General features: G+C 50.2%; 9 protein-coding genes and 1 pseudogene. 3 read left to right on the top strand and 7 right to left on the bottom strand.

From position 1 onward, the window contains the following. Positions 1-90 precede the first annotated feature (90 nt). Both PverR02_RS15875 and PverR02_RS15870 read right to left on the bottom strand, forming a co-directional pair. Positions 91-615 (bottom strand): GNAT family N-acetyltransferase, encoded by a 525-nt coding sequence (locus PverR02_RS15875; protein WP_079443834.1) that lies wholly within the window; start codon positions 613-615, stop codon positions 91-93. A gap of 11 nt (positions 616-626) precedes the next feature. Further along, positions 627-1,043, bottom strand: a complete 417-nt coding sequence (locus tag PverR02_RS15870; RefSeq protein ID WP_079443833.1) for a hypothetical protein — start codon at positions 1,041-1,043, stop codon at positions 627-629. A 512-nt stretch (positions 1,044-1,555) separates the two neighbouring features. Between PverR02_RS15870 and PverR02_RS32650 the strand changes: the two genes are divergently transcribed. Both PverR02_RS32650 and PverR02_RS15860 read left to right on the top strand, forming a co-directional pair. Next, on the top strand, positions 1,556-2,320 hold the full coding sequence (locus PverR02_RS32650) for an HNH endonuclease (RefSeq protein ID WP_227778652.1): 765 nt from the start codon (positions 1,556-1,558) through the stop codon (positions 2,318-2,320). Positions 2,321-2,548: 228 nt separating this feature from the next. Next, positions 2,549-2,965, top strand: coding sequence for a hypothetical protein (locus tag PverR02_RS15860; RefSeq protein ID WP_079443831.1), 417 nt, complete (start codon positions 2,549-2,551; stop codon positions 2,963-2,965). A 63-nt stretch (positions 2,966-3,028) separates the two neighbouring features. On the opposite strand, the gene PverR02_RS15855 is transcribed toward PverR02_RS15860, so the two are convergent. The 4 genes and pseudogenes from PverR02_RS15855 to PverR02_RS15840 all read right to left on the bottom strand — a co-directional run. Then, positions 3,029-6,913, bottom strand: coding sequence for a YobI family P-loop NTPase (locus tag PverR02_RS15855; protein ID WP_079443830.1), 3,885 nt, complete (start codon positions 6,911-6,913; stop codon positions 3,029-3,031). 625 nt (positions 6,914-7,538) lie between these two features. Next, positions 7,539-8,282 carry an HNH endonuclease gene (locus PverR02_RS15850; protein ID WP_079443829.1) on the bottom strand — a complete coding sequence of 248 codons (744 nt, stop codon included), beginning with the start codon at positions 8,280-8,282 and terminating at the stop codon, positions 7,539-7,541. 7 nt (positions 8,283-8,289) lie between these two features. Further along, positions 8,290-9,687 carry an ATP-binding protein gene (locus PverR02_RS15845; RefSeq protein ID WP_079443828.1) on the bottom strand — a complete coding sequence of 466 codons (1,398 nt, stop codon included), beginning with the start codon at positions 9,685-9,687 and terminating at the stop codon, positions 8,290-8,292. A 193-nt stretch (positions 9,688-9,880) separates the two neighbouring features. Beyond that, positions 9,881-10,132 (bottom strand): annotated as a pseudogene (locus PverR02_RS15840) (thiamine pyrophosphate-binding protein); the annotation flags it as partial. 272 nt (positions 10,133-10,404) lie between these two features. Between PverR02_RS15840 and PverR02_RS15835 the strand changes: the two are divergent. Next, positions 10,405-12,138: a hypothetical protein gene (locus PverR02_RS15835; protein ID WP_079443827.1), complete on the top strand. Its 1,734-nt coding sequence runs from the start codon at positions 10,405-10,407 to the stop codon at positions 12,136-12,138. 376 nt (positions 12,139-12,514) lie between these two features. On the opposite strand, the gene PverR02_RS15830 is transcribed toward PverR02_RS15835, so the two are convergent. Further along, a complete protein-coding gene (locus PverR02_RS15830; RefSeq protein ID WP_227778650.1) occupies positions 12,515-14,737 on the bottom strand; it encodes a hypothetical protein in 2,223 nt (740 codons plus the stop codon). Positions 14,738-15,028: the final 291 nt, after the last annotated feature.

The following is a 15,028-nucleotide window of genomic DNA, read 5'->3' as shown; positions in this document are numbered from 1 at the left end:
TTGTTCAAGGATTTATCCTTCGGTTTGATCGTACCAATCATATGCGCGTGCTTCAGGTTGGCGTCGGTGAGCTCGCAGCCCCCAACCCTGTCAGGATGGCTGCTGTGCAGCCTCAAGAGCTTTGAAGCCCTGGATGATGGTGCCTGTCGAGAGCGCCAAGCGTAGAGGGCTTGTTTTGGTCGCTACAAAGTCCAGGTCGCGATAGTAGCTTGCTGCCTTTTTGTCCTTGGCATCGACGAGGATGAAAGCCACGCCAGTATGCTTGGAGATCGCGTACACACGTCGAAAGAAATCGGCCATTAGACGTTTACCGACTCCTTTGCCTTGCTGGCTTTTGTCAACAGCCAGGCGGCTGAGCAGCACTGCCGGCATTGGGTAGCGGGGCATTTTTTTCATCTGCTCGTCACTGAGGTCGGACTCCACAACGGAGGCGTTGGCCAGCGTGTAGTAGCCTAATAGCTGGCCATCCTCAACAAGCATGAACGTCCTGGAGACATTGCGCTTTTCGTCCTGGGTGGCCTGTTGGGCGATATAGGTGTCAAGGGCAGGGTGAAGACCGCAATCAAAAGCTTTGCGGTCTATCGATCTGTCGTACGGGATAGTGCTGAATTCCATTTCCTATAGCCTTAGCGCAGTGCGAGCAAGGCCTGGAGTTTGGCGTTTGGCGGAGGGGGATTGTCGAGCATTTCATGTGCGACAGCCGAATTCATAACGGTGAGGCCTTCCAGATCCACCAAGTCAACGACCACGGCTTCTTTGGTACGCTCAACAACGCTGTTCATCACGGCCTTCATCTGTTGCTGCAGCTCCTGGATTTCCATCTGCATCGCAGTAACGGACGGCTTGTCTACACGAACCAACAACCCATGCTTGAACTTTAACGGGCGCCGGAAAGATTTGACTCGCTCGAAGGTACCTAACTTGAACACTTTGTACTTCGAGGGGTCACCAGAAATTGTGAGCGTCACACGACTACCGCTGGCAACTTCCTGGAGCACAGGATGGCCTTTTGCGGTTGGTTTATCGATCGCTGTGTTGGTCATGTGAACACCTCATTTGTGCGAAGAATATCACATAAAGCTTGACATCGCTTTGCCTGAGGAGGCTACGAGTGTTGACGCCGACTCCGGATTGACCCAGCTGCTGACGCAAGACTGAACCATATCCAAACATGCAAAAATCCAGCGCAGACATTGATTTATGATGAGCCAGAGTGGGTCAGTGAAATTTCGACGACTGGGTCGACTCCGCATCAGCGCCAACAGGCCAAGTAATCCATGGCAATCAGGTAGTAAGCCTCGGGGCGCCGGAGCTGCGCAGCAGACTAACGATGTTGTGACCCTACCGCCAGTATATTCAAGCTGTGATCGCGTTAGCCGCCGGCCAGAATCCATCCCTTGGCCCGCATAGCCGGAATCCAGACTTCCTCATAACCCTTCCAGAGCGAACGCTTACGCCCAACAAGCGAAAGGACAATCAAGCATGTAACTGGATTCTGTAATGGTCACGGGGTAAATTTGTAATTTGAAAACAGCCTGAAGATCAGCCCGTACACATGCCTGCCTCAAAATCCCTTAAATCAGAAATCGAACGTCTCTCGCGTCAGCCTGGGATTCCGGACAAGGCCTATTACCGGCTCACACGCCTTGCGACCGATGACGGCCTGCTACTCAAAAGCGCTCATACTGAATGGGTTGGGTTTACTGAGTCAAAACCACGGCGTGAAATCAGAGAAGCGTCGCTTTTGGATGGCCCTAAATGCCGCTCAATCCTTCATTCCATGGGGCAAACTTGCTTACTTATCAATTGCGAAGAGGAGCTCAAACTCTGGTATGCCTTCGGAGGGAATGCTGTAATCGTTGAAGATGTGGCTCAAGCTCGGCTTTCCTCAGAAATTGGGCCGCGCGAGACTGCGACAGCTTCAGGTGCCTTTGGATTTGTCGACGTTTCAGCGCTCTCTGCGTCCCAATGCCAACACGCACCATCCAAGAAATTGCGGATGAAGGTGCTCGACCGTGATGGCCGACGCTGCTTCATTTGTGGTCGCTCGCCCGCCAACTATGTCGACCTTGAGCTTCATGTTCACCACATCGTCCCTTGGGGAAACGGTGGAATCACCGAGCAAGAAAATCTCGTGACGTTATGTGGAACGTGCCACGACGGCTTGGATCCTCACTTTGACTGGGGACTGGTGTTCGGTGTCAAAGAGAAGCACTACCCTAAAGAACCGGATTATTCCAAGCAATTGCAGAATTACCAGAAGTGCATCCGTAAGCTCATGCAGGCAGAAAATAGAAACACCTCAGCCTCCGGCTCATGACCTCTGCCATCATCGCCTACATTGACCTAACGGAAACGACTTCGACATACCGGATTTTTCCTGGCGCCTTTTACCGCCCCCTGCTCTGCCAACAGCTTACTCACTTGTCGGTCACTTGATTGACCGCTTGGAATTTTAAATTCTTCGGTGTGACGCGGGTTGCTCGTAGCACCTCCTAATTGGCCTCAGTTTAAGGCAAAGAGGTTTCTACGAAACCCGGGGCGATTCATGGCTGTCATGCCGTCAGAGGATCACTCCAGGTTCATTGACCTCAAGAGATGGCTGCTCGGAAAAGATCACAGGCCGGGTTTTGGCGGATTCGGGCCAACCATGGAGTGGATCATCAACGGTCCCACAAATCCCGATCAGATTCGGTGCATTGTGGCTCGTGCAAAAGAGCACTGCAGAGACAATGTGTTTGAGTACCAGTTGATATTTCGCTTCGGAAACTTTCAGTACCAACTCGTCATTCCGCTTTCCGACGAAGCTGGCAAAGAAAAATATTATGTACGAGCACCGTTGCTGATGCCTGACGAGCATTTTCTTGTTTATGGTCTGTCGGATTTCAAGGATAAGAATTTCGAGTCCTGCGAACGGGTAGAAAATGAAGAGGTCTGTTTGCAAATACAGTACGAGAAAGATTAATGAGTGATACGGGCTTCGTATCAGCTGATCGCGCGAACAGCTTTTGAAACTCGTGCCAGTAGATCAGATCATGCCTTTAGGCTTAGCAGTCGCGCTGATGACAGCGTCCTTCTCTGTTACAGTCTGGACAAAACCTCTAGTTTGAAGAGCGTTGACCAGCCTCATGTTGAGATCGGTGTGTGGCACTTCAATTTTTTTGACATGTGGTGAAAGCTTTGTGAAGCCGCTCTCGCTCAGCATGCCAAGGACGGAGGCTGCTTCTGCCCAGTTGCTTGATGGCAAGCATTGGATCAGCACTTCAGAGCGCTGAGCTAGGGTCAGCCCCTGCCCACCTGCGAACTTCTTGAGCGCGGGGATAAACGTCGGCGGAAAGCTTACCGAGTGTCGATTAGCGACGCGGCAGGTTTCAGCGACCTCTTTGACGGCCTCGCTGTTGGTGTCGAAGGCTTCAATCGGTAACGCCGTCCACATTTGGATTTTTTCATTCAGCTCAAGCGCACCGCTTTGACTGAGTGGTAACGCCATGTCGATCGATATTTGGGATAGATCAATTGGGTCGCGTGCCTGTACCCAGTGTGCTGCGAGATACGGAGCTTCCAGATCTGCACTGAACGTCCTGATGCTCTCGCGGATTTCAGGGCTGTACGCCAGAAACGGCGCGCTTGCGAGCAACTCCCAGCGCTCCCTGGATTGCAGCCCCTTAAGGATCCCGGGGTCGCTCAAGACGACGTTCGCGAAGAGCACCTCAAGTGTCTCGTTAGACAGTTCTGTTGTTGCGAGAATGTACTTCTGCAGCTCTTGATGCGTGGAGGTATTGAAGTCCCAGAGATCATTACCTAGCTCCTTAGCATGGCGCTGGATAAAGCTTGTGAAAGCCTCCATATCCGAGGTTTCGCTACCTTTGTGCTCCAAAGCGGGTACGAGTATGTCTTTGAAGAATGTCCACACCGCGCCGGCCTTCAATTTCACCCGATCAGACAGCAGCATTTTCGCCCACAACGGTGGGGTTGTGTCTTCAAGCCGGTCGAAGGTGCATGTCGTTCGATCAAACAGTTGATCCACAGCATCTGAATCATCCGTATCTTTCAAGATGGCCCGTAGCAGTACTTTAAAGGAATCCGCAGACTCGTCCAGCATGCCAACTTGAGCTAAAAGCGTGGTCGTAAATTCCTCTGGAAACTCAAGCAAGAGTTTATTCAGGCCCTCAATCTCAAGGGCCTGCAGTCGACGATAGGAAATGATGCTTACACTGTTATCAGATTTGCTTGCACGAACGAGTTCGGCTTTTTGGCAAATCAGCGTGAGCATGTTCAGGTTTACCTCAACACAACCCCATTTGATCAGCTTTTTGAGGTCGTCTAGGAGGATGCTGTCATTTAGCGCTGAAAACCGCATCGGTAGCTCTTTCAGCCAAGGCCAGCCTTTACCTCCTGCTTCGAGTCCAGGCATCAAGCGAGATACGTCTTCGAGACTCGCAATAGCATCATAAATTCTCTTGCCCGGCATAGAGTCAACCTGAGTGAGCTGGGCAACCTCCAATCCATCCATGACTGCGCTGATCAGTGCTTGCCTCAGCACTGCTGACTCGAATCGCTCAGCGTTCAACAACGCTTGGAACAACCCAGGCTCCAGTACATAAACAGCCTGAATGAACTTTTGCGATGCCGCGGTCGATATCAAAATTTCGGTGGCTTGCGCCATTCTGTCCAGGTGCCCATCAAGCCCACTCCCAAGAATAGTCGCGAGCTTACTGCGCTCATGGCTCATGCCGGAATCGTTGTATGGACAGCTAGAAAAGTACTCGATCAGCGCGACAATAATTCCTCTGCCATCGCTCAAATCATCAGTATCCAGTTTTTCGGCGGCCTTTTTCGGGGCACTGATCACAGTCGCGATGTCCACAGAGACACCACGTCTCAGCTCAAGGATCAGGTTTTTGTCTTCGGATGTGAGGGATCCTGCGTAGAAGTAGCCGAAGTAGTCCGTGTAATCGGCATCGAAGTATCCGTGACGCATCAGGTAAACGACGATGTCCAAGCCGTTCAGTTTTTGAGTGATGACATCGCCGTAGGCTTTTTTTGCAGCAGTTCGGAAGGTTTGGTGATTAATTCGGCTTGCCTCAATTCGGAGTTCGGCCATTTCATCATCGATATCAGCAAGGGTTCGCTGAAGCAGATCATATCTTTTTGAGTATGACGTCGATGTCAGTAGTTGCTTTGAGTCAAAAGGTGCTGCGGTCTGGTTGGCATTCCCGTACCTGTCGTTGATGGCCATTGTTAAATGAATGCTTTGAGAAAAAATCGACTCAAAAACATCATCCTTAACAAAGTCAGTCAACGAAAATTGACTGCCACTTGGTATCCAAACATGGGTTGCCGCAATGCCGGATTTTTTAACAAGCTCTAGCCATACGTACGCCCGCAGCTCTGCCACACTCCCAGCGATTTCCTGTACCCGCTTTTCCCTCTTCTCTCGCAACGCCTGGTAGGCATCTTCAGCCTGCTTGGACTGCTGGAATCGCCACTCGCTGAAACCTTGGATGGTCTCGTAAATGGCTCCACGTCGTTTTACCAGGTGTGCGTATTCATCAGGATGCAGATTGCGAATCGCGATGATTGAAAACAGCTTGTTCGGATCAAGCTTTAGACCGGAGCCACCGCTGAGAATGCTGGAGAACATGTCGAATTCGTTGACGATATTCTTGATCAACCGCATGTCATCGATGAGGTAACAAACGGTTTCGACCAACGTCTCATTGAGCCCAACGTCCAACGCTGCCCCTTTGAACTGTCGCTCACGAAGCATGTTGAACATTTGCTCGCGAGAGTTCTCGGAGTTGACCACGGGAATAATCGGGATGATCAGGTCGAAAAATTTTGTTTTCTCACCGACGGCGAACAGCTCATCCCGAAGCGCATAGATGAAGTAAACCGGTCGTTTGATCTGCGGGGACTGCTTGATGATGAAATTGATTTCCCGCAGGCGCGTGAAAACGTCATGAATTCCGAATCTGTCGAGATCCTCGATCACCACGATGTCGATTTTGCTGCGTTCAAAGCAGTAGACGATTTCATCAACATTTTTGTGCAACACGGAGCCGTGGTGGGTCGTTTCCAGTTTTCCGCCCTTGATCGTGAAGCCGTCAATGCTGAACAGGGACAGCAGCTTCAGCGCCGAGAACAACATGAAAATGCCACCACCCACCAGCATCCCGACGGCAATCCCCCCCGGGATCCATAGAAGCCATTCGACCAGCCAATCCGGGTCGATTTTCGGTAGCTTCTCGACTGTTGGAACGTAAAGCCTCAGGACGCTTACGATCATCAGCACGTAGAAAATTGTACGCATCCAGATGCTGGACGAAGACGCCTGGATGATGCGCTTCAATCGACTCTTAGGCAGTTCATCTGACGGTACCGCGTACAGCAATTGCTGAACGATGGTTTCCTCGATGCGCGTCAAAATATCCGATTCGGTTTTTTTCTCAGCGCCTTTGGGATCGGTGGTGTTTGAACTGGAGTTAGCGGGAGCGACTGGAGCATCAGTCGAGGTCACCTTCCCTGCCCCACCGTTGTTTAGATCTTTGCCGAAGGCAGCCAGCGATACGAATGCGTAGGTGAGTTCAGGGTGACGATCGACAAACGTACGGATTACGCTGCTTTTGCCGGCGCCATACTCACCAGTAATCGCGATATTGCGAATCTGATCGTTGCTAAGTGCGCTCAGCAGCTCACTCTCGTAACGCTGTGATCGATCCACCTCCAAAAGTACAGGCGTTAGTGGCTCAAAAACATTTTTACCGCTGGGCACAGCTAGGTATTCACGTGCGGCGGCGACGGCTTTGTCGGCAGCTTTTCCGTAGCGTTTGTACTGTCCCATCGCATGATTCACGAGCGAGCTGACGTACTCGCACTTCGAAGAAAGCACCTGCGCTATACGACGGAACATCCCTGTCTCCTATGCCGCTGGAAGGCTGTCCGGGGGAACCGCCCAAAAAGGTATTGCTTAAAATCTACAGTCAACGCGATACGTATTTATAAAAGTATTCCGGATGATAGCGCACCGCCATCTCGGAATGCGACAAACGCGCTGTAGCTTCCTTATTGCGCTCTTTCTGGGGGGTATACTTACCTCCTCGCTGGATGTGTTCTCACGAGGCAAGACGTTCCAAGCCAAGACATAACGGAAAAACGTTTTACCGGCCTTCAGATTTTTGCAGGCATGTTGAGTAGTCAGAGGTCGGGTCGGCGAGACTAAGACGGGCGGGAAAAACGAAGTCTATGAACATAAATCGATGAGCCGTCGCACTGATTCGACAAATTCGATTCTGGCATCCACTCTCTCAACGGGCCATGTACTCCGTGTTCACGGCGAGTCATTCAATGAGGTGGCTGCCGATGAAGCTGATCCAGTGCCGTTACTCATCTGGTCAGCGTGTCTTATAGGGAAGCCCGATGCGTTTCTGCTCCCCTGACCGGCCTGCCTCGCGGTAATCAATGGATACGCAAGATTGCATATCCATACCGCTGGAAGCGCTTTTCATAGTCGTCACCTCTCAATGATTCAGTGTCATTTAGGGACTGGGGTTCTCTTCCAAAAATCGGGCGAGTTCATCTTCGAGAGACTCGACGATCGCTGTGGCCGCAGGGAGTTGATACTGGCCGGCTAAGTTCCGAATCAGATCAAGCTTCGCCTGTTTTTTCTCGATTGAAGAGGCATCATGAAAATTCAGGAAAAACTTCTCTGCCGCCTTGTTGTTGCCAACAAAATGATCTGCAAGCCTAGCGGCGTTGAGCTTGTGTATCTTGCAAACCTTTAAAGTTTCGGGGCCCTTCGTGCCTGGCTTAGCGACCACACGCTCGAAGTCATCATAGTCAAAATGTTCATACCACTCATCCAAATGCGGGTGGAGGATGGAATAATCCTCAGAGTTTGGTGGCACCGCGGCGGGCGTGTTAGTACTGGTCAGTACCCAAGCTTGATCCTTCGCATTGTTACACGGCTTACATGCCGCAGCGAGATTGCTTGTCTCAAACATGAACTGGGGATGAACCCCTTTATCAATGATATGCTCGGCATCATACGTGTTTTGAGCCTTGGCCAGTTCGATACTGCAATAGCAGCAGCGCCGGAGCTGCTGGTACCAGTAATATTCTTTTACTTCGGCCTTGAATTTTGCTATGAGCTTCTTATCTGCCGCAATCTTGGTGCCCCAATAGGAATCTTCAGTCAGTGCGCGCCCCTTTAAAAGGGCTACCTCGGCCGTAGTACATTTTGTCACGGCCGGAAGAACCAAAGCTTTTGTTCTATAAGACATGTGCTAATCAATCCATTTCCAGTACATGAATAGCGGTGTCGATGATCTTCCGGTCTTGATCCATTCCGCCATTTTGTCTCGCATAGATTCGCTTCAAATCCAAAAGCTTATCGAGATAAACTTTCTTTTGGGCGCGTGGAGCATTTTCACCATTCGAAACCGCGTCAAAGACCAAGCTGGCGAGCTGTACGCTGTCTTCGATTGGGGTTTCAAAGATATCTATGAGCGCGCTTTCAACTGACAGATCCCGGGTATTCAGATCAACTTCGGACGTATGAGGATCAAGTTTTATGATCGAGGCGCCATGACTTACTCCGCTCTGAACCAGCAATGGTGAGTGGGTTGCAATGACAACCTGGCAGTTCTCAAATGGCATCAGCGTAGACGACAGGAGTTTGAAGTAAAGCTGCTGCCATTTCGGATGGAGACTTAACTCCGGCTCGTCAATCAAAACCAGAGAGTTATCGGAAAGCGTCGTGATCAAACTCAGTACGGAGCATATTAGCTGCTGCTGGCCTGAACTGGCTGTCGAAATATCTAGCCCTCCATAGTCATGCCTATCACTTAGCCTACACTCGACAAGCCTCATAAAACCAAGCTTCTTCAGCAGCATTAGCGACTGAAATATGGGGAATTCACTGCTCCTTTTCTCGAAAAAGTCAAACTTGAAAATATATCCTTCTGGATACCATTCGAGATCATGTATCTGATCGACTGCCGTAAATATGAGTTCGGCCAATGTCGCTTTGTCGCTCTGACGAGCCTCTCTCACCAGCCTCGGGTGTGGACGACCACTAAAAGCCCGTCCCTCGGAGGCGAGCTCAATCATCTCGACTATCGCCCCATTCACGTCGCCCGAGCTACGAATTCTCCTCAATGGCGCAAGTGGGTTATAGCGCATGTGAAGTATTCCACCCATACCCGCTTCTTTAAAGAAGTCTGAGGCTACCCTGGCGTGCAGGGCTGAAGAACTCATCCCTTCGAGCGCTTGCTCCAGTACTCGCTTAGAAAGACTTGCACCGGTGAGTCGTGACGAACGGCTAAGACCTGCACATACGTATGAGGCCTGAACAAGCGTTCCAGCAGCGTAGATATCCACCATGGATCCCTCTGGATCTTTGGACGGGTAAAAGCGCGTATAGGGGCTGTAGGTTTGCGCAATGGTACGAGATGGTCTAACAGGATCACGGCCGCCCGAATTGAATTCGCGATCGTCGACTTCCCAACGAATGTACTGCCGGTCAATATTCACGTTCCGACCGAAGTAATTCGCGAGCAACCCCAATCTTGCGGATTTTCCAGACCCATTCTGACCAGTGAAAACATGAACCTGATTCGTCCCGAAGCCAGTGGACTCATGAAACTGTACCGATGGGCCATCGGTCTCTAAAGTGATAAGCCTCATGCAATCTCCCTATAGCATTTATTGGTCGAACGGATCTGCCTTCAGTGGTTCTGAAGTCATCCGATCCAGGTCAGCCAGAAATGCCATGATTGTGCCAGAGCAATACGGCACGAAGCGATAGCTCCATGTTTTTTAACAATGTTGAAAACGATGATTCTGACGCTGCATGCCAGTGTCGAACGCACCGTACCTAGGCACCCGCGGTGACCAGGTTGGTGGCGCCAGGGCCTAGGGTGGAGAGGCTGACTCCGGTTTTGCCGGTCAGTCGGCCGTAAGTCGCAGCCATGAAACCTGCGGACTGCTCATGCCGGGTGAGCACCAGCTGGATTGGCGATTTTCGCAGTGACTCCAGCAGGTCTAAATTTTCTTCGCCTAGGATGCCGAATAAGTATTTGACGCCTTCGTTCTCCAGGGACTGCACGATTACGTCACAGGCCTTGGCCATTGCTTGTTTCCTCGATGATGGACGTCGAACACGTGAGTGTTTGCTCTGAATGACCCTGCCAGCCCTACTTTGCGACTTCCGGGCTACCATTGGTCAAAATGCCTGGCTGCATTCTTCCAAAGCATCCTTAAGGGATAAATGAGCGTATTGGGACAGGACTGGTATTTAGATCGAAACAAAGACCTATCGAGGGGGCGAAGTGCGATTAGCTCCGTAGGGTATGATCATTTCTGAAACGGTGTTGCCGCGTTTGCGCAACTTGGGAGCTGTCGATGCTGCAGATCAATACGGGAAAGCTGTACACCACAGGGATTGGCAGGACGAATCAGCTCCGCGGTGTTCTCTACACAAACCTGAAGCTCCCTTGGCGTGACGATATCGTAACCACATGCGGGACGCTACGAAGTACCGATGGCAGGAAAGGAAGCCAAGCGCTGGTCTATGAGCTGGAAGAGCATATGGAACAGGGCGAGGAGGCACCTGGGATCATCGTCTCGCACTCGGTTGAGCCCTACCTGCAGGATTTCTCAGCTGTCGCTTCATTTGCGCTGAATGCAATCGTCACACCTGATCCAGAGCTGACTGCTCAGCTGGTTAGCGGACAACCTGGGCTGAGTTCCTACCACCCGCCCGCCCAATTCATTCGACGATGCTTCGACCCTGAGCTCTACGTACAGGAAATCGAGGCTAAGGAGCTGGTTGATTTTTGTGAGCAACTGGTTGGCCTTGAGCGCCGCGTTTTCCTCGCTGCGATGCGGGCGATCAAAACCTATGTATCTGGCATTCATCGAATACGTGACGATTTGGGTCTTGCCTACACCCTGATGGTGTCTGCAATCGAGTCTCTCGCACAGGATTTCGACGAGTACAGTTCGTCTTGGGACGACGTAGATGATCGCAAACGCCGACCCATTGACGCGGCGCTCGAATCCGTAGCCAGTGACGCAGCAGATACCGTGAGATCTGCGATCCTATCGGTAGAGCACCTTTCGATCGGGCGTCGCTACAGAGAGTTCGTTCTGAGCCACATCGACGAGAGCTATTACCGAACGGGTGATGCCTTGGTGGGGCATCCGATCGCTCAATGCGAGCTCGTCGAAGCCTTGAGGCAGGCTTACTCTTTGCGATCAAAATACGTGCATCTACTCCACACGCTCCCCAATGAGGTGATGCTCCCGCATGGCCATAGCGAGGTCAGCTACGTCGACCGTCAACCTACACTCACCTTCCAAGGCCTTTCGCGGCTTACCCGGCATGTGATCAGATCATTTGTACGTCGAGGCCCTAAGCTGGAACGTGAAGTCTACGACTACAGCCTTGAGCGATCAGGAGTGATACTCGGAAAGTTGTCTCCGCAGTACTGGGTGGGGCACCGAATGGTTTCTTCTAAAGAAATTCGAAGACGTCTTGAGGGCTTTCTGCAACAGTTGGTGGCCAGGGAGACACATATTCCTGGATCGCAGCTGACCGACCTATCACCGCTGTTGGCTGACGTTGAGCGTCTCATAGCGCAAGCACCCAAAGCCGACCGTGCAGCAATGGCGGTGCTTCATATCTTGTTCAACATAAATGTCCATGCCGATGACCGCACGCCCAACTGCGATCAGGTGCACGAGACGTTAGGAAAATATATCGAGGCGCCGTCGGGCGAAGCACTAGTACTGCTGTGCTATGCCATCGATCCATCAGCACATTGGGATCTTCAGAAGCACCATCAGGGTCACGATGATTTCTTCAAAAAGCGATCGAAACCTAGTGGTTTACAGATACCCAGGCTATTTGAAGCGGCAATTACTCTCACGCTTGCTGAACGTTATCGAAGCACGGGCAATATGGAGCAAAGTCGTGCCCTACTGAGTTTCGCGGTCAGTAATAATCCAGGACATCAAGGGCTGCTATCCGCTGAAAAATCCTTCAAAGGTGATGACGCTTTGCAATGGCGAGAAATTCTGATCCCTCGACTTGTAGACGACCCTTTGGACGGTCAACAAACTAGCCAGCCATAGGTTCACACCGGGTGTTGGCCAGAGTCCACAGGAATTCATGCGGTAGATAGCACCGCGTGGGGGGCAGTGCCCCTGCAGCTTGCTCGTTCGAGCAAGTGCGCGTAGCTGGATTCAGCCACACCAGTTCAATAACGGACTGCCACCAGCTCAGTCCGAAAAAGACTTAACATCGTGTCCGGGATCAGTTGACCACTACATTGTGGTACAGAGAAAGCGTTGGAGGGTCAGCCCTGCTTCCCTTTAAAACTCGATATACGCCAGGTGCGTTTTTCCTTTTGAGGCAGCGATGCCAGTGCTTCGCTCGAATGAGACAAGTCATGCCTCATTCGAGAATCTTCAGCGTTTTAGAGTGCCTTGCGCAGATGACAAGCGGCGCTTAGCCCTCTGAGGGCTGCGCTTGAGGCTGTGTTGGGGTTACGGAGGGCTTGATAAGCTTGAATAGCCGATGCCCCACTACCGTACCAATAATTTCCTTATAGCGTTCTTTCTCTACTCCGTCTTCATCCTTCACTTTAACTTTCGCTTTTCTCGCCTTTAACCCAGCCACTCCAACAATATCAATCCGCTGCTCAACAGTAAGCGTAGGTTTATAATTCCTAATCTCCGGATTGGCTCTGCAGGTAAATGTATTGATCCGCCCGTACATACCTGAATCCACGGCCAAAAGCCTTATATTGTCAACAGTCTCGCCGCTATTAGTATTGTCATCAAATATTAGCAACCAGTTCTCCGACTTCAATTTTTGCTTAGTGTCCTGGTCAAGAGTCTCATCGCAGGAAATTGATGAGTATGGATAATCTGACAGATTGGAAAACGAATTTGCATTCCTCACATCATAGATCGAATACACCAATGCGCCGGTGTTCGCGAGCAACTGACCCCCTGGGGCCATTCTGGTGAAGGTATGTTTGGCGTACAGCCCAACCAGTGCCCCACCATAATTAACACTCATGGTATGCAACACGTCACGCTTGGGAATATATCCATTCCGCTGTATTAAGCTCATTGCTTGCTGAGCAGTCAACACCATTACTAACGGATCATTTTCCTCACGATAAATTCGAATTAATTTGGCCCAAGCATCTCCCCTCGCGTGGTCATGGACATCGGATCTTGTGAACGGTTTGTTACGAGTGAGGTTTTTTGCATGTCTGTTGAGTTGTTTTGCCTCAAAAGCTGCATGATAAGTACTTAAGAAGCTAAAAAAATTCCCCATGAGCGTAATCGAGTCTCTCAACTCAATAGGGCTAGGACCGTATGTGTCAGCAGTCAAAAACAAATTCTCAGACGCGCGCAAACCGGCAATTCTAAGATAGCTAGCACTGTTGTCATTCAACATCACATCCATGTATAGCGCAGTAAAATCCTCAAGCTCCGCCAGCAAACTTAAATTCCGCCCCTTCCCTCGAATCGCCTCTTGAGCCTCTTTAAACTCGCGAAACTCATTTTGGCATTCCTTGCTCATGTGCTTCACAACGTCCTGTCTGAAGACAAGACTTCCGGGGAACGCAACGTTCAAAAAATCAGGGCTATATAAAATCTGCGAAGCATTTTGATTAAATGCCAGCACATTAATTTTTGCATCCAGCAACCCCAGCAGCAGCTTTCTATATGGCCTACTAAGAGTCAGCTTCACATGCTTATTGAAAATCCCATCAACATCCACACCAAAGATAACCTTAGCATGACGTATCGCTGAACTGCGGTAAGTCAGGAACGTAACTACGTCGTCCAGCTCATTGCTTGTGCCTTTTTTACGATAACTGTCGACAAGCTGCCGTAAGCTATCGAGGTCTTCAAGAACCTGATCCCACTGACTTTTAAAAAAGCGGTCTGTGTTGTCGTGGCCAACGAAATGACCTCCCCCTGTAGCTTTTTTATGTAATGCCTTTAACTTTTTTGGAGCCAGTTTGTTAAGCAACTCTCTACATAATTGGTCTTTTGCCTCTACGATTCCTACCGCCATGGCATGTATCAGGTGGCGCGCAACAAAATTAATCGAATCATTGATATCAATATAATGCTTTAGCAAATTTCTTGCGAAGAGAGGGTAGTCCAATCCTACAATATCGTAGTCATTGATCGAGGAAAATCTCGACTTCATATCTACTCTTATACCATCGAACATAAAGTGATAGCTCGGCCCTCTGAATATATACTCGCGAGCTATGGGATACGCAAAGGCAGACAAAATGCGGTCAATTTTTTTCCTGGCAAATTTTGTTGAAATGTGATCCCCGTAGCTCAACGAAGCCAGCTCACCGATTTCGCACTCGCTAAGTTTCACAGCCCCATCAACATGGAATGAACTACCCAGAAGTGCAGAGATTTCGGGAATTTTGAGGATGCCCTTTAAGTGATCCTTGGCCCCAAGTATTTCCTCCAACTGCTCATCGTAACTGAAGTCCGTGTGTTCTCTCAGGGTTTTCACCAACTCGATATTACCGTCAGCATGTATCGCCAACATACGAAATAGTGATTTTTCATCCACCCAATTTTGGCCAACCGGCGCACTTGGCGGCTGCACTTTTATCCCCCACTTTTTCGCCATGCTCATGATCTCTTCCCTTAGCCTTTTCTCATCAATATCTACATCCATGCCTTTTTCCCTTGTTCAGACCAACCAGACCGAAAGTCAATTTGCCATCATCAATTAAGCACATCATATTCACAACAAACATGGAGAATCGCTACAAATTACTCCCTACTGACAGACCATCCCTCACGCTTTGTGCTCCATCGACCTTTTATGCAAGCAGTAACAAAAATGGAAGTAGGTTACAAAAAAAGACCCTATATGGAATTTTCCAGAGCGACACGCTTCAAGACGGGAGTCACTCGAATAGCAGACATTATTACAAATAATGTCTCGCCTCGCGGCAACCTTTGG

The organism is Pseudomonas veronii (assembly GCF_002028325.1).
Classification (GTDB): domain Bacteria; phylum Pseudomonadota; class Gammaproteobacteria; order Pseudomonadales; family Pseudomonadaceae; genus Aquipseudomonas; species Aquipseudomonas veronii.
This window is presented reverse-complemented; position numbering and strand designations above follow the sequence as displayed.